Raw genomic sequence first — 19,050 nt, 5'->3', positions numbered from 1 at the left:
TTCCCGCCGACGGCCGCAAGAATGTGCGAGCGTGTCGTCACGCTCATCCGAGGAGGTTGTCATGGGCAGGGATGTCGCCGCCACGTCATACACCCGAGAGCAGCGGCAGCGCTATCGGGAGAAGGTGCGCCAGGACCTCGACGTTTTCGAACGCATGCTCACGACGCACAGTTTCGACTTCGAGCGCCAGCTCACCGGCATGGAGATCGAGCTCAACCTGGTCGGCGACGACCTCCAGCCGACCATGAGCAACGCAAGCGTCCTGGAGTCGATCGCCGACGAGGACTACCAGACCGAACTCGGGCAGTACAACATCGAACTCAACGTCAGCCCCCGGCCGATGCCGGGGGATGCCGCCCTGCAACTCGAGCAGGACCTGCGCACCAGCCTCAACCGCGCCGAGAAGAAGGCCAACGAAGCCGGCGCCCAGATCGCCATGATCGGCATTCTGCCGACCCTCATGCCCGAGCACTTCACCACCGAGTGGATGAGCGCCAACGCCCGTTACGCCGCGCTCAACGAGGCAATCTTCGCTGCCCGCGGTGAGGACATCTTCATCGACATCGAGGGCGTGAGTGGCGAACGCCTTGCCATGTATGCCGAGTCGATCGCGCCGGAGTCCGCCTGCACGTCCGTGCAGCTGCACCTGCAGGTGCAACCGCACCGGTTCGCCGACTTCTGGAACGCCGCCCAGGCGCTCTCCGGCATCCAGATGGCGATCGGCGCCAACTCGCCGTACTTCTTCGGCAAGGAGCTGTGGCACGAGAGCCGGGTGCCGCTGTTCGAGCAGGCGACCGACACCCGCGCGATCGAATTGAAGAATCAGGGCGTTCGGCCGCGCGTGTGGTTCGGCGAGCGCTGGATCACGTCGATCTTCGACCTCTTCGAGGAGAACGTGCGCTACTTCCCGGCGCTGCTGCCCGAGTCCACCGAGGAGGACCCGATCGCGGTCTTCGAGTCCGGTGAGGCGCCGCATCTCGACGAGTTGCGGCTGCACAACGGCACCGTCTACCGGTGGAACCGGCCGATCTACGACATCGTCGAGGGAAAGCCGCACCTGAGGGTCGAAAACCGTGTCTTGCCAGCGGGTCCCACGATCGTGGACTGTATGGCCAACAGCGCCTTCTACTACGGCGTGGCGCGCACCCTGGCGGACTCCGACCGGCCGGTGTGGACGCGGATGAGCTTCGCAGCGGCGCAGGACAACTTCGCCGAGTGCTCACGGCGAGGGATCGACGCGAAGGTCTACTGGCCGGGCTTCGGCGAGGTCCGGGCCGACGAGCTGACCCTGCGGCATCTGTTGCCGATGGCGCACCAGGGGCTCGCCGAGTGGGGCGTGGCGACGGAGGTGCGCGACCGGTACCTCGGCGTCATCGAGGATCGGTGTCGGACCGGGCAGAACGGCGCCTCCTGGCAGATCGACTGTGTCAAAGCCCTTGAGAGGCAAGGCAAAGAGCGGGCGTCGGCGTTGCAGGAGATGCTGCGGCTCTACCTGGAGAACATGCACGCCGGCGAGCCGGTGCACAGCTGGCCGGTGAAATAGCCACGGCACGTCGTGCGCGGGGGAGCGAAGCGGGGGAGGGAGCGAGCACGCCGGTCGAGTGGCCGGGGGAGCGAAGCGGAGGAGGGTGTATCGAGACCGCGACTACGCCACGTCGCCGCCGGTGTTCCAGACCTTGATGCACGGGGTGCCGTGGTAGAAGCCGAGGGTCGACAGCGAGCCGGCGTTGAGCATCAACTGGGCACCCATACGCGCCTCCTGCCGCAGGAAGATAGCGGCGAAGATCCGCAGCGAATGACCGTGCGCTACGAGGGCGACGTTGCCGACCTCGAGCAGCGGCACGACCCGCCGCACGACGTGACTGACCCGCGCCGCGACGTCCTCGACCGTCTCGCCGGGGGTCTCGCCCGGCTCGACCCCGTCGGCGAAGATCTCCCACGACGGGTCACCGAGCCGCTCGCGGATCTGCGGGGTGGAAAGCCCTTCGTACGCACCGTAATCCCACTCCCGCAGGTCCGGGTCGATGCTCACGTCGGTCAGTCCGGCGAGCTCCGCCGTGCGACGTGCCCGCTGCATCGGGCTGCAGAAGGTCGCGACGACGTCGAGTTCGGCGAGCTGGTCGCGCAGACTCCGGGCGTCGGCCTCGCCCTCGGGGAGCAGCAGGAGGTCCGTGGTGCCGGTGTGCCGCCCGTTGCGGGACCACTCCGTCGCGCCGTGCCGGATCAGGACAATGCTGTTGTCCGAGTGCGAGCTCATCGCGCGCCCCTCCTTCGTCGGGTCACGCGATGAGCCCTGAGTCTGATTGGTCGCTCGCTCCGCTCGCTCATCGCGCGCCCCTCCTTCGTCGGGTCACGCGATTCGCCCCGAGGCCGATTGGTCGCTCGCTCCGCTAGCTCATCGCGCGCCCCTCCTTCGTCGGGTCACGCGATGAGCCCTGAGTCTGATTGGTCGCTCGCTCCGCTCGCTCATCGCGCGCCCCTCCTTCGTCGGGTCACGCGATTCGCCCCGAGGCCGATTGGTCGCTCGCTCCGCTAGCTCATCGCGCGCCCCTCCTTCGTCGGGTCACGCGATGAGCCCTGAGTCTGATTGGTCGCTCGCTCCGCTCGCTCATCGCGCGCCCCTCCTTCGTCGGGTCACGCGATTCGCCCCGAGGCCGATTGGTCGCTCGCTCCGCTAGCTCATCGCGCGCCCCTCCTTCGTCGGGTCACGCGATGAGCCCTGAGTCTGATTGGTCGCTCGCTCCGCTCGCTCATCGCGCGCCCCTCCTTCGTCGGGTCACGCGATTCGCCCCGAGGCCGATTGGTCGCTCGCTCCGCTAGCTCATCGCGCGCCCCTCCTTCGTCGGGTCACGCGATGAGCCCTGAGTCTGATTGGTCGCTCGCTCCGCTCGCTCATCGCGCGCCCCTCCTTCGTCGGGTCACGCGATTCGCCCCGAGGCCGATTGGTCGCTCGCTCCGCTCGCTCATCGCGCGCCCCTCCTTCGTCGGGTCACGCGATGAGCCCTGAGTCTGATTGGTCGCTCGCTCCGCTCGCTCACGCTCGCCAACCTAGTGGCACGCTGTGCTGTATGACGACTCAGCCTTCCGACCCGCACCGGTCCGTCACCATCACGCGCACCGCGCCGGGCAAGTTCCGGGCGACGAATGCCCGCGGCGGCACGTTCGACTTCGGCAGCGGTGGCGACGAGCAGTTCACGCCCGTGGAGATCATGCTGGCGGCGATCGCGGGGTGCACCGGCATCGACGTCGACATCTTCACCTCCCGGCGCAGCGAACCTATCCGGTTCGAGGTCACCGCCGAGGGTGACAAGTTGCGTGACGAGCAGGGCAATCACATGGGCCCGATCGACATCACCTTCGCAGTGGAGTTCCCCGAGGGCACCGACGGCGACGCCGCCCGGCAGATCCTGCCGGACGCCATCCGCACCTCGCACGAGCGTCTCTGCACGGTCAGCCGCACAGTGATGCTGCCGACCGAGGTGACGTCCCACCAGGCGGAGTGAGCATGCCACGCCACATCGTGCTGCTGCGCGCGGTCAACGTCGGCAAGCGCTGGGTGAAGATGCAGCGCCTGCGTGAGGTGCTGACCGACGCCGGTTACGGCGACGTCGAGACGCACATCCAGAGCGGCAACGTGCACGTCGCGAGCCCGACACGCAGCGCCGCGAAGCTCGCGGCGAACATGGAGACGTTGCTGGAGAAGGAGTTCGGCTTCGCCATACCCTGCATCGTTCGCAGCCCCACGCAGCTCGTCGACGCACTGGAGACGGCCGACTCGCTCGCCGACCCCCTGGACGGTGCAACCCTGCGCCGTTATGTGACGTTCTTCCGTGACCCGCTCCCGGCGGACCGCGCCCAGGAGCTGGCCGACTGGAGCGAGCCCGGCGAGCGCCTGCACCCGGACGGCACCGAACTGCATTGGTGGCTCGGCAAACCCATGCACGAGTCGAAGATCTCGGGCGCGCGCCTCGAGCGCCCGGGAACAGTCTCGACCACGCGCGATCTGAAGGTCGTCCGCACCCTCGCCGAGAAGTGGGGCTGAGCAACCGGCGAGGGCATCGTGTCGATGCGCCGGAGGTCGTACGGTGGGCCCATGGCTCGCTACTTCGACGTGCATCCCAAGGACCCGCAGCCGCGCAGCATCGCGCAAGCCGTGCAGATCCTGCGCGACGGCGGACTGATCGCCTATCCCACCGACTCGTGCTTCGCGCTCGGCTGCACGCTCGGCAACCGGGACGGTCGTGACCGGATCGTGCGGATCCGCAGGTTGAAGGACAAGCACAATTTCACCCTGATGTGCCACGACTTCGCCCAGCTCGGCCAGCTCGTGCACATCGACAACCGGGTGTTCCGCGCGATCAAGGCAGCCACGCCGGGCGCCTACACCTTCATCCTGCCGGCGACCTCCGAGGTGCCGCACCGCTTGCAGCAGCCCAAGAAGAAGACCGTCGGCGTCCGCATCAGCACTCACCCGGTCGCGCGTGCACTCGTCGCCGAGCTCGGTGAGCCGATCATGACCAGCACCCTGCTGCTGCCCGACGAGGAGGAGCCGCTCACCGACGGCTGGCAGGTCAAGGAGTCCCTCGACCACCAGGTGGACGCGGTCATCGACTCCGGCGAGTGCGGCGTGGAGCCGACGACGGTCGTCGACTTCTCCGACGGCTACCCGGAGGTGGTGCGCGTCGGCGCCGGGGATCCGGCGTTGTTCGCCGCGTGAGCGACGTCGCCGAATGTGTGGCGCGTGCCGTCGCGCACGTCCGATCGCGGGCGTCGGGGCCGCCGTTGCGGGCCGACCTGCGGGTGACCTGCAGCTTCCATCCGGACCGGTGGGCGGCGCCCGGCTCGACCGAGCTGCTCCTCGAGCGGTTGGCCCGCGAGGGTTCCTACCACTCGCAGTTCGTCACCGGGACCAGCAACGGAGGCCTGACCGCCTTTCCTGGCGGTGACCGGTTCCGTTGGGAGAGTGCGCTTTTCGGCGGTGCGTATGACGATGCCGATCCGGACCTGCGGCCGACGTACGGTGCGCTCAACCACCGACGCAGAAGCACCGGCGCCTCGCCGAGATTCGGCTCGTCATACGTCCGGCTGGCGGCGCACACGCTGGAGCGGACCACCTTCTGCTACCCCGACAGCGTCTACGACCCGTCCGACGTCGGGGTTGTGAGCGCGTGTCGGCTCACCGAGATGGCCGACGCCGGCGGCCACGACCTGCTCGACGACTACGTCGAGGCGCACGTGCACGGCCACCTCGACCTGGCGACCGACGTCGAAGCAGTCGTCCTGGACCCGAGCTTCCGCGGGACGGAGGTCGGGGAGGCGGCCCGACGGCTGCCGTGTGCGGTCGAGTGGCACGAGGGATTCGTCGCGTCCATCGCCGCCATCCGGTCACATCCCGACTACCGCGGACCGGAAATCGTCCGGCTGGCAACCGAACTGGCCATCGACGAGCAGCTGACGCCCCGCATCCTGGGTGATGCCGCGAGGACCGGCCGCCACCCTCCACAGGCGATCAAGCAGGTCTGGCACTACGTCGCACGCTTCTCGCCGTGCCTACAGTTGGCTCATGACTCGTGCTCTGGTGGTGACGAAACCCGGTGACTCATCCGTCCTCGAGGTGCAGGACGTCGCGACACCTCCGCCCGGCTCTGGCCAGGTGCAGGTCCGCATCGCCGCGGTCGGTGTGAACTTCATCGACGTCTACAAGCGGCAGGGTGTCTATCCCATGGAGACGCCGTTCGTGCTGGGCGAGGAGGGCGCCGGCACGGTCACCGCCGTCGGCGCGGGGATCGAGGACGTCGCGGTGGGTGACCGGGTGGCGTGGGCCGGACAGGCCGGCAGCGCCGCCGAGGTCGCCAATGTGTCCGCCGCAGACGTCGTTCCGGTGCCCGACGGGCTGGACCTGGACGTCGCGGCGGCCGCGATGTTGCAGGGTATGACGGCGCACTACCTGGTCAACTCCACCTGGCCGGTGCAGGCCGGTCAGATCGCGCTGGTGCACGCGGCTGCAGGGGGCGTCGGCCAGTTGCTGGTGCAGCTCATCACCGGCAAGGACGCGGCGGTCGTCGCCACCGCGGGGAGCGACGAAAAGCTGGAGATCGCAAAGGACCTCGGCGCCGCCCAGCTGATCAACTACCGGGACTTCTCCGGAGACGCACTCGCCGACGAGGTCCGCCGTCTCGCCGGTCGCGGCGTCGATGTCGCCTATGACGGCGTCGGCAGAGCCACCTTCGACGCCTCGCTGAAGTCGCTGCGGCCGCGGGGGATGGGCGTGCTGTTCGGCGGTGCGAGCGGCCAGGTCGAGCCGCTCGACCTGCAGGTGCTCAACCGGCTCGGCTCGCTCTTCGTCACCCGGCCGACGCTCGCGTCATACCTGCAGAACCGTGAGGAACTACTCTGGCGCGCCGGCGACATTCTCGGGCGGCTCGCCGACGGCACGCTCAAACTCGAGATCGGCGCGCGCTTCGCGTTGGACGACGCGGCCGCGGCATACGACGCGCTGGAGGGTCGCAGAACCACCGGGAAGGTGCTGCTCGTTCCGTAGCCGGCCGTTCTGTCGCCGGGGCACCGCGGGGTCGATTTGGAGATATATATAGAATATGCATATAATTCTGGATGGTCAGAGTTCGTCCAGATGCGCGAGGAGCGAAGCAGTGAGTCACCCTGCGGCCGCTGAGAAGCAACGGCCTTCCATGTTCAACCAGCCCAAGGCGGTCTATGCCGTCGCCTTCGCCTGCGTGGTGTCCTTCATGGGCATCGGGCTCGTCGACCCGATCCTGCCGGCGATCTCCAGCCAGCTGCACGCGACGCCGAGCCAGACGACCCTGCTGTTCACCAGCTACTTGGTCGTCACCGCGGTGGCGATGCTGGTCACGAACGCCGTCTCCAGCCGCATCGGCGCCAAGAAGACGCTGATCGGGGGCCTCGGCCTGATCGTGGTGTTCGCGGCGCTGGCCGGCTCGGCCGGCTCGATCAACGGGATCGTCGGCTTCCGCGCCGGATGGGGCCTCGGCAACGCGCTGTTCATCGCGACCTCGCTGGCTGTCATCGTCTCCTCGGCGACCGGCGGCTTCGCCGGCGCGATCATCCTCTACGAAACGGCGCTCGGCGTCGGCATCGCGTGTGGTCCGCTCGTGGGTGGTCTCCTCGGTGAAGCTGACTGGCGTTACCCGTTCTTCGGCGTCTCCGTGCTGATGCTCATCGCGCTCATCGCGACCGTCTTCTTCCTCCCGGCAACCCCCAAGCCGAAGACCCGGACATCGCTCGCCGCACCGCTGAAGGCCCTCGGCCACCGCGGTCTGCTCACCATGGGTGTTGCAGCGCTGTTCTACAACTGGGCGTTCTTCACCATGCTCGGCTACGCGCCGTTCCCGATGCGTCTGTCGGCCATCCAGCTCGGCTTCGTCTTCTTCGGCTGGGGCATCCTGGTCGCCGTCTTCGCGATCTTCGGTGCGCCGTGGCTCCAGCGCCGGTTCGGCACCGCTCCGACCCTGTATGTCGCCCTGACGCTCTTCGCAGTGGACCTCGCGATCATCGCGATCTGGCCCACGGACCGTACCGTGCTGATTTGCGCGGTGATCGCAGCCGGCATCTTCATCGGCATCAACAACACGCTCACCACCCAGGCCGTCATGGTGATCTCCCCGGTCGAGCGCCCGGTCGCGTCGGCGGCATACGGCTTCGTCCGCTTCATCGGCGGCGGTCTCGCACCGTTCGCCGCCGGCAAGCTGGTCGAGCACTACAACCTGCACGTCCCGTTCGCGCTCGCTGCGGTCGCTGCTGTCGCCGCTGCGCTCCTGCTCAGCACTGCGCACCGCACGCTGGCCGCGGCCGACAAGGGCATGGATGAGGACGGCCACCACGTCGACGGCGGAGATGCGCCCGACCAGATCGCCAGTGAGGTCGGCGACGAATTCGGCGGCGCTGCAGCTGCTTTGGACGATTACGAGCGCGAGGAGCAGCGTAGTTCCGGCCTGGTCCGCTGACTGCTTTCACGGCGCGTCTACATCGTGAGAGGCTGACTTCATGGCCTTTTCCCCCACGTCGTTGACCGAGCAGGACGTCGAGCTCCTCCGCAAGGAGTTCGACGCCCGCCCGGTCAATCGTCTCTTCCAGAACGCCGTCACGACCAGCCCGATCACCAAGGTTGCGCTGGATCGCTCGATCGTGACGTCCACCGACCGGACGATGTCCCACCGCCTCGACAAGTGGCCGGCGACGAGCCAGGAGAAGAGCGGCCGCTGCTGGATGTTCGCCGGGCTCAACCTCCTGCGTGCCGGAGTGATGAGCAGGCTCGGCGTCAAGGACTTCGAGCTGTCGCAGAACTACCCGTTCTTCTGGGACAAGCTGGAGCGCTGCAACTACTTCCTGGAGTCGATGGTGCAGCTGGCCGACCGGCCGGCCGACGACCGGACGCTGTCCTGGCTGCTGCAGGACGTCATGGGCGACGGTGGCCAGTGGAACATGTTCGCCGCGCTCGTGCGCAAGTGTGGCGTGGTGCCCAAATCGGTGATGCCGGAGACGGATTCGTCGTCCAACACCGCCGCGATGAACAAGAACCTCCGCAGTCTGCTGCGTCAGGCTGCCCGCGACATCCGCGCAGCCCAGAGCGGCGACGAGGTCCTGGGGATCCGGGCACGCGTCATGTCCGCGGCATACCGGATCCTGGCCATCCACCTCGGCACCCCGCCCGCCGAGTTCGAGTGGCAGTGGACCGACGACGACGGCGGGTTCCACCGTGACGGGACCCTCACGCCGACGGAGTTCCGCGATCGCTACCTGACGATCGACGTGGACGACTACGTCTGCCTGGTCGACGACCCGCGACCGACGAGCCCGCGCGGACGCACGTTCACCGTCGACCAGCTCGGCAACGTCGTCGGGGGATCGCCGGTGCGCTATCTCAACGTGCCGCCGGCAACGCTGAAGAGCCTTGCCGCGCAAGCGATTGTCGCCGGCGAGCCGGTGTGGTTCGGCTGCGACGTCGGGCAGATGATGGAGCGCGACCTGGGCCTCTGGGATGCCGCGCTCTACGACTTCGAGGGCGTCTACGACACCGAGCTCTCGCTCGACAAGGCCGACCGGCTGCAGTTGCACGAGACGCTGATGACGCACGCGATGCTGCTGACCGGCGTCGACCTGGACGGCGACACACCGCGCAAATGGCGGGTCGAGAACTCCTGGGGCGACGACAAGGCGGACAAGGGCTTCTACACGATGAACGACTCGTGGTTCGGCGAATACGTCTTCGAGATCGCGGCGCCCCGTGACCGGCTGCCCGCCGACCTGCAGGCCGCGCTCGACACCGAGCCGATCGTGCTGCCCGCCTGGGACCCGATGGGTTCCCTCGCCTAGTCATGGCCGAACCCACCACGCATCACTTCGCGTCGTTCGACGGCGCCCAGCTCGTATGGCGCGAGCTCGGCGACGGCCGGCCCGTCGTACTCATCCACGGTTTCGTGTCCAACGCACTCACCAACTGGATCCGCTACGGTCACGCCCGAACCATTGCCGACAAAGGGTTCCGGGTCATCATGCCCGACCTGCGGGGGCACGGCGACAGTGCGCAGCCGCACGACGCCACGGCATACCCGCCGGACGTGCTGGCCCAGGACGGCGCAGCCCTGCTCGAACACCTGGGTCTGGACGACTACGACCTGGGCGGTTACTCACTCGGTGCCCACACCAGCGTCCGAATGGTCCTGCGCGGCGCCCGCCCGCGGCGGCTGATCGCCGCCGGTATGGGACTGGACGGCATCGAGAACCTCAAGACCCGCGACGAGGTCTACGAGACCGCCTTCGATCTCGACCAGGAGGTCGACAAGCGGTCCGCGGCCGGCAAGGCGCGGATCTTCATGCGGCAGACCGGTTCCGACCCGGTGGCGCTGCGCGGGGTGTGGCGGTCCAGCGTCCGCACCGACCCCGCTGAGCTGTCGACCATCTCGGCCCCCGTGCTCGCCCTGTGCGGTGCGCAGGACGTCGACCATCGGGCCGGCTCCGAGCGGTTCGCGCGGCTGGTGCAGCACGGCACGTTCGTCGAGATACCGGGCAATCACATGAGCGCCGTTGCCGATCCGTCGCTCGGCCGGGCCATCGCCGACTGGCTGGCCGACTGACCGATTGGGCGCTGCGGCTCGGCCTGCTATCGTTCCCTTAACGAGAATGACTATCAATACAGCTTGAGGGAGAACTTCGTGAAGTTGCGGTGGCTCGCGATGGCGGCGGCGTCGGTCCTGCTGATGACCGGATGCAGCCCGGATTCGGGCCGACCCGCTGCCTCGGACAGCCGGGTGCAGGTCGTCGCGAGCACCAACGTCTACGGCGACATCGTCCGGCAGATCGGCGGGTCGCACGTCGACGTCACCTCGATCCTGAACGACCCCAACGTGGACCCGCACGGCTACGAGTGCAACGTGAAGAACGCGGCCGCGGTGTCCGACGCCCAGCTGGTGGTGCAGAACGGCCTCGGGTACGACGACTTCATGCAGGAGTTGACGCAGGTCGCCGAACCACACGGCCAGACCGTCGTGACCGCGGCGAAGGTGCTCGGCGTCAGCGGACCCGACGCCAACCCGCACCTCTGGTACGACGTGCCGCGGATGCCCCAGCTCGCCCGCGCGATTGCGGCCGCCCTGGCAAAGATCGACCCGGCACACGCCGGTGCCTACCGTCACAACGCCACGACGTTCACCAAGGACCTGACACCGGTCGAGCAGGTGCTCAACACCATCAAGAGCCGGTATGACGGCGCGCGGATCGCCTACACCGAGCGTGTCGCCGGCTACCTGCTGACCGACGCCGGGCTCCGGCTCGGCATACCGGCCGGCTTCCCGCAGGCGATCGAGGACGGCGACGACCCGAGTCCCGGCGACACCGTCGCCTTCGAGGAGGCGTTGCAGCACCACACCGTGCGGGTACTGATCTACAACAGCCAGGTCACCGACAAACAGACCGATCAGCTGAAGAAGCAGGCGACCGACGCGGGCGTGCCGCTGGTGCCGGTCACCGAGACCCTGCCGCCGAAGAGCCGCAGCTATCAGGACTGGCAGCTGGCCCAGGTCAGGGAGCTACTCGCCGCACTGGAGCAGAAATGACGAGCATCGCCACCGACGTGCGACCCCTGGTCGACTTCCGCGACGCCACGCTGACGATCGGCGGCCGGACCTTGTGGTCCGGTCTCGACCTGACCATCGAGCGCGGTCAGTTCGTCGCCATCCTCGGACCCAACGGTGCCGGCAAGACGACCCTGCTCAAGGCACTGCTGGGGCTGGCACGGCTGTCCGGCGGCTCGGTCACCGTCGTCGGCCGGCAGCCGTCGCGGGGGAGTTCCGACGTCGGCTACGTGCCGCAGCAGAAGATCTTCGACGCCGACCTCGGACTGCGCGGCCGCGACCTGGTCGCGCTCGGCGCGGACGGCCACCGCTTCGGCGTCCCGTGGGCGAAGCGCGAGGTGCGGCAGGCAGCAGACGAGCTCATCGCGGCCGTCGGTGCGCAGGCGTATGCCGATGCGCCCATCGGCAAGCTGTCCGGTGGCGAACAGCAGCGGTTGCGGATCGCGCAGGCGCTGATGAGCAACCCACAGGTGTTGCTCTGTGACGAGCCGCTCACCTCGCTGGACCTGCGGCACCAGGAGGGGGTGCTCGAGTTGCTCGACCGGCGGCGCCGGGACTTCGGCACCACCGTGGTGATGGTCACCCACGAGATCAACCCGATCCTGCCGTTCGTCGACCGCATCGTCTATCTGGTCGGCGGCAACTGGGCGGTCGGCACACCGGATGAGGTGCTCACCACCGAGCGTCTCTCGCAGCTCTACGGATCGCCGGTCGACGTGCTGCGCGTTCGCGGTCGGGTGATCGTGGTCGGCGGCGGCGAGACCCCGGAACAGTCCCACCACTGCGGCCCGGAGGCGGTGTCCGCATGACCGACGTGCTGACGATGCTGCAGTACCCCTTTGCACAGCACGCGCTCATCGCGGCAACGCTCATCGCGCTCACCTGTGGGGTGGTGGCGCCGTTCGTCGTCATGCGCGACATGGCGTTCGCGGTGCACGGCACGGCCGAGCTGTCCTTCCCGAGCGCGGTGGCCGGTCTGCTCGTCGCGAACGACGCCGTGAGTGGTGCACTCGTCGGGTCGGTCGTCGTTGCAACGGCATTCGCGCTGCTCGGGCGCCGCCGGAGCGAGGGCAACACCGCCATCGGCGTGGTGCTCGCCTTCGGGCTCGGGCTCGGAGTGTTCCTGCTGAGCTTCTACAGCGGGTTCTCGTCGGCGGCGACCAACATCCTCTTCGGCTCGCTGGTGACAGCCTCCACCCGCGACGTCCTCGTGCTCGGCGCCCTTGCCGTGGTGGTGCTGGTCGTCATGGTGGTCATCTTCCGGCCGCTGCTGTTCGCCTCGGTCGATGCGGCGGTCGCCGGCGCCAGGGGTGTTCCGGTCAACGCGCTGAGCCTGATCTTCCTGCTGTTGCTCGCGCTGACGGTGACCGAGGCGGCCCAGGTCGTCGGCACGCTGCTCGTGCTCAGCCTGGCCATCACCCCGGCTGCTGCCGCCCGGAGATGGACGGCCAATCCGCTTGCGTTCACGGCGCTTTCGGTGCTGTTCGCCCTCGTCGCTGCGGACGGCGGGTTCCTGCTGAGCCTTGCGCTGGCCGACACCGACATCAAGGCCAGCGTCCTCATCGCGTTCGTCAGCTTCGGCATCTACCTCGTCTCGGTCGTGGCCGAGCGACTCCGCCCGCAGCCGGCTCGGCCACGGGCGTCGACGCATAGCGGGACGCCAGCCACGAGCACATCATCAGTTGCACCTGGTGAAACACCATCAGCGGCAGCACGATGATGCTCACCCCGTGACCGGCGAAAAGCACTGCTGCCATCGGCAATCCGCTCGCCAGGCTCTTCTTCGTTCCGCAGAACTGGACGGCGATGCAGTCCCCGTGACCGAAGCCGAGGCGCTCTGCGACCTGCCAGGTCAGCCACAACATGAACGCCACGAGCACGATCGAGAGCGCCACCAGGAAGACGATCTGTCCCGGCTCGACCGCACTCCAGATGCCCTGCCGGACGCCTTTGCTGAAGGCCGCATAGACGACGAGGACGATCGAGCCGCGGTCGACATACTTCAGGCGTGCCTTGTGCCGCTCGACGAACGACCCCACCACGGGCCGGGCGAGCTGACCGACGACGAACGGCACCAGGAGCTGCAGGCAGATGTCGACCATCGAACGTGCGCTGATCGACATGCTGCTGCCGCCGCCGATCACGCCCAGGCTCGTCAGCGCGATGACCAGCAGCGGCGTGAGGAGGACCCCGAGCAGGTTGGACGCCGACGCGCTGACGATCGCCCCCGCGACATTGCCCCGCGCGATCGAGGTGAACGCGATCGACGACTGGACGGTCGACGGCACCAGCGTCAGGTAGAGGACGCCGGTGTAGAGGCTCGGGCTCAGCAGATGCGGCTCAAGTACCCGCAAACCGACGCCGACCGCCGGGAAGACCAGGAACGTGAACGCCAGGATCACCGCGTGCAACCGCCAGTGCTGCAGACCCCGCCACGCCTCCTGCGGATGCATCCGCGCGCCGTACAGGAAGAACAGCAGCGCGATGGCCGCCGTCACCAGGTGGTCGAGGGTCGGCGCGAACGACACGGTCGCCGGGAAGACGCTCGCCAGAACGACCGTGGCCAGGATCGCCACGACGAACCCGTCGATGCGGAGGTTGCGGAGTGGATTCATGTCCCGGTCACCCTAGGGCGCCCGGCAGGCAGGCGTGCGAAGGTCTCGCCGGGGTCGGCGTGCGCGCGCGTATGCCGACGGGAAGCGGAGCGTGGGCGTGGACCCTGGACGACTGCTGGGGCCGGAAAAACGCTCCACGACATACTGGCTCGTATGACGACCGCAGGTGTGCTGCTCGCCGCCGGAGCCGGCCGGCGCATGGGCAAGCCGAAGGCACTGGTCGACGGGTGGCTGCAGCGGTCCGTGGACGTCCTCGCCGGCTGTGACCGGACCGTCGTCGTGCTCGGCGCGGCCGCGGACCAGGCGCGGCTGCTGCTGACCGACCGGGACGTGGAGATCGTCGAGGCCCAGGACTGGGACACCGGCATGGGCGCGTCGCTGCGGGCCGGCCTGCGCGCACTGACCGACGAAACTCGTTGCCTGCTCACGCTCGTCGACCTGCCCGACGTCGGCGGCGACGTCATCAGCCGGGTGCTGGACCAGCCGGACACGCCTGACGTGCTGGCGCGCGCGGCATACGGCGGAGTCCCCGGGCACCCGGTGCTGCTCGGCCGCGACCACTGGCCGGGCGCGCTGGCCGGCGCGACCGGGGATCGCGGGGCACGCGACTACCTGCGCGCGCATTCACCGGTGCTGGTGGAATGCGGTGACCTGGCCACCGGCCGGGACGTCGACCGGTGACCGAGGCCCAACCGCTCGCCAACCCCGCCTGGCCTAGCCTGACGGGATGAACTCACCGAGCGCGGTGGCGCAGGCGCTGGAGCACACCGGATACCTCTGTGACTCCGCGCTCGCGACCGTGACCTTCCTCGCCGGCGAGATGTCGCGACCCTTGCTGCTGGAGGGCGAGCCCGGCACGGGCAAGACGGCCCTGGCAGAGGCACTCGCGCAGATCCACCGGGTGCCGCTGATCCGGTTGCAGTGTTACGAGGGCATCGACGCCAGCCAAGCGCTCTACGACTGGGACTTTCCCCGCCAGATCCTGCACCTGCGCACGTTGGAGGCGGCGACCAAGGACGGCTCCCTCGACCCCACCGAGGCCGAGAAGTCGCTCTTCGACGAGCGTTTCCTGCTGGCCCGGCCGGTGCTGCGGGCGCTGCGCGAGTCGCCCGCGGTCCTGCTCATCGACGAGGTCGACCGGGCCGACGACGAGTTCGAGGCGTTCCTGCTGGAGGTGCTCTCGACATGGGCGGTGAGCATCCCGGAGCTCGGCACCGTCGCAGCCGCCACACCACCCACCGTGGTGCTCACCTCCAACCGCACCCGGGAGTTGCACGACGCGCTCAAGCGTCGCTGCCTCTACCACTGGATCGACCATCCCGGCCTGGAACGCGAGGTCGCCATCGTCCGCTCCCGCGAGCCGGACGTTCCCGAAGCGCTGGCTCGACAGGTGGTCGAGGTCGTCCAATCACTGCGGACCGAGCACCTCCTCAAGTCGCCGGGCGTCGCCGAAACCCTTGACTGGGCAAGGGCTTTGCAGCGCCTGGGCGCCAGCGAACTCGACCTGGAGCAGGCGGCCAACACCCTCGGAGCGGTGGTGAAGTACCGCGAGGACACCGACCGGGTCAAGCACGTCCTCGACCGGATGCTGGCCCGATGAATCACGATCCGGACGAGGTGCTGCTCGGTTTCACCCGCACGTTGCGGGCTGCCGGCGTGCGGGTCACCCAGGACCGCGCGACCAGCTTCCTCACCGCTGTCGCCATCGTCGGACTGGGCGACCCCGAAGGCGTGTATGGCGCCGGCCGCGCGACACTCTGCTCCGGACCGGACGACCTGGAGCGCTACGACCGGGTCTTCGAGGCGTGGTTCGGCGACCGGTCGGAGCTGCCCCGCAGCATTCCCCGCGAGCGCCGCGAGGACGTCGCCGCGCCGCTGCCGGTCAGCGACGACCCCGACGACGCGGGTGGCGAAGGGGAACGCGATGTGGTGCGGGCGGCGGCGTCCGAGGCGGACATCCTCCGGCACCGGGACGTTGCCGGCATGGATGCCGCGCAGAAGGCGATCCTCGACGCGATGATCCGGGCGTTGCGGCCGCGCGCGCCGTTGCGTCGCGCGGCCCGGCATACGCCATGGCGGCGTGGTGACGTCGACCTGCAACGCACGCTGCGCAGCTCGCTGCGCCTCATGGGCGAGCCGGGTCAAGTGCAGTGCCGGCGCCGAGGGACCGCGCCGCGCCGGATCGTGCTACTGGTCGACGTGTCGGCCAGCATGCGGCCCTACGCCGACGCGTTGCTGCGGCTGGCGCACACGCTCGTCGGCACCGGCGCACCGGTCGAGGTCTTCACGCTGGGCACCCGGATGACGCGCATCACGGCCGCTCTGCGCACCGCCGACCCGGACCGGGCGCTCGTCCGCGCCGGCGACGAGGTCCCCGACTGGGCCGGCGGCACCCGGCTGGGGGAGACGCTGGAGGCGTTCCTGGACCGCTGGGGTGCGCGCGGAATGGCCAGAGGTGCCGTCGTGGTTGTGTTCAGTGACGGCTGGGAGCGGGGTGACGCCCACCTGCTCGGCGAGCAGATGGCCCGGCTGGGTCGTCTCGCCCACCGGGTGGTGTGGGTCAACCCGCATCGCGGCAAGGACGGTTACGAACCGGTGCAGCAAGGCATCGTCGCGGTGCTCCCGCATTGCGACGACTTCGTCGCAGGGCATTCGCTGCGCTCGTTCGAGCAGGTTTTGGAGGTGGTTGCCCGTGCGTGAAGTGCTCACGGAGCTGATGCGGTGGTACGACGCGGGCGAGACGGTGGGTGTCGGCACGGTGGTGGCGACCTTCCGGTCGGCGCCGCGCCCGCCCGGTGCGTCGATGCTGGTCGGGCCCGGTGGGGAGGCGGTCGGCTCGGTGTCGGGCGGTTGCGTCGAGGGCGCTGTCTACGAGCTGGCGGGCGAGGTCGTGGAGTCCGGTGCACCGGTGCTGCAACGGTATGGCGTGTCCGACGACGACGCGTTCGCCGTGGGCCTGACCTGCGGCGGGATCCTGGACGTGTATGTCGAGAAGGTCGACAAGACCACCTTTCCCGAGCTCGCGGCGGTCGCCGACGACATCGAGCACGACCGGCCGGTCGCGGTCGCGACGGTCGTCGATCACCCGGATCCCGGGTGGGTGGGCCGGCGGATGGTGCTGCGCCCGGGGCAGGAACCGGTCGGCAGCATCGGCAGTGACCGGGCGGACGCTGCCGTGGCCGACGACGCCACGGGCTTGCTGGCCAGCGGTCGCAGCGCCACCTTGACCTACGGCCCGGACGGGCAGCGGCTGGACGAGGGAATGCGGGTGTTCGTGTCGGCGTTCGCGCCGCCGCCGCGGATGCTCGTCTTCGGGGCGATCGATTTCGCGGCCGCGGTGGCGAAGGTCGGCTCGTTCCTGGGTTACCGGGTGACGGTCTGCGACGCGCGGCCGGTGTTCGCGACCAAGACACGGTTCCCGGACGCGGACGAGGTGGTGGTCGAATGGCCGCACCGCTACCTGTCCGGTGAGGTCGAGGCGGGCCGGATCGACGGCCGGACGGTGATCACGGTGCTGACCCATGACCACAAGTTCGACGTGCCGTTGCTGGAGGTCGCGCTCACCGCTCCGGAAGTGGCCTACATCGGGGCCATGGGTTCGCGCAAGACCCATGACGACCGGCTGGCGAGGCTGCGTGAGAACGGTGTCGACGAGGACCGGCTGGCCCGGTTGTCCAGTCCGCTCGGACTCGACCTGGGTGCGCGGACCCCGGAGGAGACGGCGATCAGCATCGCCGCGGAGATCATCGCCCGTCAGTGGGGCGGCAGCGGCAACCGGCTCGCGGACACCGAAGGCCGCATTCACGCCTGATCCGGGACGGCTCCGGGATAGTGTGATGGTCATCACCCGGGAGGTGCCGTGGACCACGCTGTCGAGTCGTTGCGGGACCGTCGCCTGGACGCCGTCAAGGCGTGGACGGCGTTCGTCACCGAAGGCAACGAAACCGTCCCGGTGCGCCCGGAGATCCTCACCAGCTGGCGCCGGTCCCGACATGGGCCGGCCCTGGAAGTGAGCGGCGCGCCGCTCGCCGACGAGGGGGACACTGCGGCGTTCTGGCAGGACTCGCCGCTGCAGGCCGCGGTCGGCGTCGTGGAGGACGAACTGCGGCGCAGCGCCGAGGACGGCGACCTCGTGCTCGCCGTCACCGACACGGAGACCCGGATCCTGTGGACGTATGGCGGCCGGGTAATGCGCCGCAAGGCGGAGACCGTCAACTTCGTGGCCGGTGGCCGCTGGGACGACGCCAGCGTCGGCACCAACGCCCTGGACCTGGCGGGCCGGCTCGACACTCCGGCGACCGTCTTCTCGGCCGAGCACTTCTCACCGATCGTGCACAACTGGGTGTGCTGGGCAGCGCCGGTGCACGACCCGGTGACCGGTGAGCGGCTCGGCGTCATCGACCTGTCCACCACCTGGGACCGTGCGCACCCGATCGGGCTGGCCACCGCCCGGATGATGGCGCGGATGATCGAGAGCGCGATGCCCGACACCCGGCAGCATCCCCGGCACGGTCTCCCGCCGGTCGACCAGGGGCTGTCGCTGACCCTGCTGGGGGCGGCCGAGGCCCGGCTGGACGGCCAGCGGCTGCTGCTCAACCGCCGGCAGACCGAGATCCTGGCGCTGCTCGCGCTGCACCCGGACGGCCTGTCACTGGAGCGTCTGCACGCCCTCCTCTACGGCGACGCCGCGGTGAGCGTCTCCACGCTCAAGGCCGAGGTTTCGCACCTGCGGTCGACGCTGGGCGGGGCGATCTCGTCACGCCCCTACCGGTTGATGCTGCCGGTCAGCGTGGACGTCGACGAGGTGCTCGACCGCATCCGGCACGGGCAGGTGCTGGCCGCCGTGACGGCATACGGCGGTGACCTGATGCCGGGCACCAACTCGCCCGCGCTGTCCGAGCTGGCCGAGGTCGTGGCGGTCGCCGTGCGTGAAGCGCTGCTCGCCGACCCCGATCCGGACGCCGTGCTGCGCTACAGCGAGATCGCGCCCTACGACGCCGAGGTGCTCGAGGCCTGCCTCCGCGAGCTGGGCTCCGGCACCCACCGGGCGGTGCCGTTGCTCCGCGGCCGGTTGGCCGCCGCCCAACGCTGACCTGGCTGGAGTGGCGGCATACCTGCACATAACTCGCGACGGTCGCGACGTATGCGCGCCGCGGCCGGCATACCGCACCTAACTCGCGACGGTCGCGACTTGTGTACGCCGCGGCCGGGCGGATTCCACCGGTCTAGGCAACATCTCGAATTGAAGGAGATGTTGTGGGAGATCGTCAGAAGGGTTGTACTCGGTCGTATCCGCCGCAGGTGTGGTCGAAGTTTTTCGACTTGGT

Annotated in this window: 18 protein-coding genes and 1 pseudogene; 17 read left to right on the top strand and 2 right to left on the bottom strand. The window is 69.0% G+C overall.

The features are described 5' to 3' along the window. The first annotated feature begins 61 nt into the window (after positions 1 to 61). A complete protein-coding gene (locus tag ACN8HC_RS15585) occupies positions 62 to 1,543 on the top strand; it encodes a glutamate-cysteine ligase family protein (RefSeq protein ID WP_490075756.1) in 1,482 nt (493 codons plus the stop codon). Positions 1,544 to 1,645: 102 nt separating this feature from the next. Here the strand turns inward: ACN8HC_RS15585 and ACN8HC_RS15580 are convergent, their stop codons facing one another. Then, positions 1,646 to 2,257, bottom strand: a complete 612-nt coding sequence (locus ACN8HC_RS15580) for a histidine phosphatase family protein (protein ID WP_490075755.1) — start codon at positions 2,255 to 2,257, stop codon at positions 1,646 to 1,648. An 811-nt stretch (positions 2,258 to 3,068) separates the two neighbouring features. Between ACN8HC_RS15580 and ACN8HC_RS15575 the strand changes: the two genes are divergently transcribed. The 11 genes and pseudogenes from ACN8HC_RS15575 to ACN8HC_RS15525 all read left to right on the top strand — a co-directional run. Continuing rightward, on the top strand, positions 3,069 to 3,503 hold the full coding sequence (locus ACN8HC_RS15575; protein WP_490075754.1) for an OsmC family protein: 435 nt from the start codon (positions 3,069 to 3,071) through the stop codon (positions 3,501 to 3,503). A gap of 2 nt (positions 3,504 to 3,505) precedes the next feature. Further along, on the top strand, positions 3,506 to 4,042 hold the full coding sequence (locus ACN8HC_RS15570; protein ID WP_490075753.1) for a DUF1697 domain-containing protein: 537 nt from the start codon (positions 3,506 to 3,508) through the stop codon (positions 4,040 to 4,042). A gap of 51 nt (positions 4,043 to 4,093) precedes the next feature. After that, a complete protein-coding gene (locus ACN8HC_RS15565; protein WP_490075752.1) occupies positions 4,094 to 4,717 on the top strand; it encodes an L-threonylcarbamoyladenylate synthase in 624 nt (207 codons plus the stop codon). Then, entirely contained in the window at positions 4,714 to 5,598 is an 885-nt protein-coding gene (locus ACN8HC_RS15560) for a DUF3626 domain-containing protein (protein WP_490075751.1), read from the top strand. The genes ACN8HC_RS15565 and ACN8HC_RS15560 overlap by 4 nt, the downstream gene beginning before the upstream one ends. Continuing rightward, a complete protein-coding gene (locus tag ACN8HC_RS15555; protein WP_490075750.1) occupies positions 5,564 to 6,541 on the top strand; it encodes a quinone oxidoreductase family protein in 978 nt (325 codons plus the stop codon). The genes ACN8HC_RS15560 and ACN8HC_RS15555 overlap by 35 nt, the downstream gene beginning before the upstream one ends. A 148-nt stretch (positions 6,542 to 6,689) precedes the next feature. After that, positions 6,690 to 7,982 (top strand): MFS transporter, encoded by a 1,293-nt coding sequence (locus tag ACN8HC_RS15550; protein WP_490075749.1) that lies wholly within the window; start codon positions 6,690 to 6,692, stop codon positions 7,980 to 7,982. Positions 7,983 to 8,022: 40 nt separating this feature from the next. Beyond that, on the top strand, positions 8,023 to 9,351 hold the full coding sequence (locus ACN8HC_RS15545; RefSeq protein ID WP_490075748.1) for a C1 family peptidase: 1,329 nt from the start codon (positions 8,023 to 8,025) through the stop codon (positions 9,349 to 9,351). Positions 9,352 to 9,353: 2 nt separating this feature from the next. After that, a complete protein-coding gene (locus tag ACN8HC_RS15540; protein WP_490075747.1) occupies positions 9,354 to 10,112 on the top strand; it encodes an alpha/beta fold hydrolase in 759 nt (252 codons plus the stop codon). 78 nt (positions 10,113 to 10,190) lie between these two features. Continuing rightward, on the top strand, positions 10,191 to 11,090 hold the full coding sequence (locus ACN8HC_RS15535; protein ID WP_490075746.1) for a metal ABC transporter solute-binding protein, Zn/Mn family: 900 nt from the start codon (positions 10,191 to 10,193) through the stop codon (positions 11,088 to 11,090). After that, positions 11,087 to 11,917, top strand: coding sequence for a metal ABC transporter ATP-binding protein (locus ACN8HC_RS15530; RefSeq protein WP_490075745.1), 831 nt, complete (start codon positions 11,087 to 11,089; stop codon positions 11,915 to 11,917). The genes ACN8HC_RS15535 and ACN8HC_RS15530 overlap by 4 nt, the downstream gene beginning before the upstream one ends. Next, positions 11,914 to 12,651: pseudogene (locus ACN8HC_RS15525) on the top strand (metal ABC transporter permease); the annotation flags it as partial. The gene ACN8HC_RS15530 and the pseudogene ACN8HC_RS15525, both read left to right, overlap by 4 nt. A 28-nt stretch (positions 12,652 to 12,679) precedes the next feature. On the opposite strand, the gene ACN8HC_RS15520 reads toward ACN8HC_RS15525, so the two are convergent. Continuing rightward, positions 12,680 to 13,723 carry a bile acid:sodium symporter family protein gene (locus ACN8HC_RS15520; protein WP_490075744.1) on the bottom strand — a complete coding sequence of 348 codons (1,044 nt, stop codon included), beginning with the start codon at positions 13,721 to 13,723 and terminating at the stop codon, positions 12,680 to 12,682. Positions 13,724 to 13,876: 153 nt separating this feature from the next. On the opposite strand from ACN8HC_RS15520, the gene ACN8HC_RS15515 reads away from it, so the two are divergent. The 5 genes from ACN8HC_RS15515 to ACN8HC_RS15495 are packed head-to-tail and all read left to right on the top strand — an operon-like array spanning position 13,877 to position 18,815. Then, positions 13,877 to 14,404, top strand: a complete 528-nt coding sequence (locus ACN8HC_RS15515; RefSeq protein ID WP_490075743.1) for a nucleotidyltransferase family protein — start codon at positions 13,877 to 13,879, stop codon at positions 14,402 to 14,404. A gap of 46 nt (positions 14,405 to 14,450) precedes the next feature. Beyond that, positions 14,451 to 15,323 (top strand): AAA family ATPase, encoded by an 873-nt coding sequence (locus ACN8HC_RS15510; RefSeq protein WP_490075742.1) that lies wholly within the window; start codon positions 14,451 to 14,453, stop codon positions 15,321 to 15,323. Beyond that, complete coding sequence (locus tag ACN8HC_RS15505; protein WP_490075741.1) at positions 15,320 to 16,423, top strand: vWA domain-containing protein; 1,104 nt, start codon at positions 15,320 to 15,322, stop codon at positions 16,421 to 16,423. Before ACN8HC_RS15510 ends, ACN8HC_RS15505 begins: the two co-directional genes overlap by 4 nt. Further along, positions 16,416 to 17,534 carry an XdhC family protein gene (locus tag ACN8HC_RS15500; protein WP_490075740.1) on the top strand — a complete coding sequence of 373 codons (1,119 nt, stop codon included), beginning with the start codon at positions 16,416 to 16,418 and terminating at the stop codon, positions 17,532 to 17,534. The genes ACN8HC_RS15505 and ACN8HC_RS15500 overlap by 8 nt, the downstream gene beginning before the upstream one ends. Before the next feature lie 48 nt (positions 17,535 to 17,582). Further along, positions 17,583 to 18,815, top strand: coding sequence for a transcriptional regulator (locus tag ACN8HC_RS15495; protein ID WP_490075739.1), 1,233 nt, complete (start codon positions 17,583 to 17,585; stop codon positions 18,813 to 18,815). The last annotated feature ends 235 nt before the right edge of the window (positions 18,816 to 19,050 follow it).

The organism is Flexivirga sp. YIM B11880 (assembly GCF_058148645.1).
The sequence above is the reverse complement of the archived record's forward strand: the minus strand, read 5'-3'. Positions and strand labels throughout refer to the sequence as shown.

Excerpts from the sequence above, each read along its gene's own strand:
- ACN8HC_RS15585 (WP_490075756.1), top strand. The coding sequence starts at position 62 with ATGGGCAGGGATGTCGCCGCCACGTCATACACCCGAGAGCAGCGGCAG.
- ACN8HC_RS15580 (WP_490075755.1), bottom strand. The coding sequence starts at position 2,257 with ATGAGCTCGCACTCGGACAACAGCATTGTCCTGATCCGGCACGGCGCG.
- ACN8HC_RS15575 (WP_490075754.1), top strand. The coding sequence starts at position 3,069 with ATGACGACTCAGCCTTCCGACCCGCACCGGTCCGTCACCATCACGCGC.
- ACN8HC_RS15570 (WP_490075753.1), top strand. The coding sequence starts at position 3,506 with ATGCCACGCCACATCGTGCTGCTGCGCGCGGTCAACGTCGGCAAGCGC.
- ACN8HC_RS15565 (WP_490075752.1), top strand. The coding sequence starts at position 4,094 with ATGGCTCGCTACTTCGACGTGCATCCCAAGGACCCGCAGCCGCGCAGC.
- ACN8HC_RS15555 (WP_490075750.1), top strand. The coding sequence starts at position 5,564 with ATGACTCGTGCTCTGGTGGTGACGAAACCCGGTGACTCATCCGTCCTC.
- ACN8HC_RS15550 (WP_490075749.1), top strand. The coding sequence starts at position 6,690 with ATGTTCAACCAGCCCAAGGCGGTCTATGCCGTCGCCTTCGCCTGCGTG.
- ACN8HC_RS15545 (WP_490075748.1), top strand. The coding sequence starts at position 8,023 with ATGGCCTTTTCCCCCACGTCGTTGACCGAGCAGGACGTCGAGCTCCTC.
- ACN8HC_RS15540 (WP_490075747.1), top strand. The coding sequence starts at position 9,354 with ATGGCCGAACCCACCACGCATCACTTCGCGTCGTTCGACGGCGCCCAG.
- ACN8HC_RS15530 (WP_490075745.1), top strand. The coding sequence starts at position 11,087 with ATGACGAGCATCGCCACCGACGTGCGACCCCTGGTCGACTTCCGCGAC.
- ACN8HC_RS15520 (WP_490075744.1), bottom strand. The coding sequence starts at position 13,723 with ATGAATCCACTCCGCAACCTCCGCATCGACGGGTTCGTCGTGGCGATC.
- ACN8HC_RS15515 (WP_490075743.1), top strand. The coding sequence starts at position 13,877 with ATGACGACCGCAGGTGTGCTGCTCGCCGCCGGAGCCGGCCGGCGCATG.
- ACN8HC_RS15510 (WP_490075742.1), top strand. The coding sequence starts at position 14,451 with ATGAACTCACCGAGCGCGGTGGCGCAGGCGCTGGAGCACACCGGATAC.
- ACN8HC_RS15505 (WP_490075741.1), top strand. The coding sequence starts at position 15,320 with ATGAATCACGATCCGGACGAGGTGCTGCTCGGTTTCACCCGCACGTTG.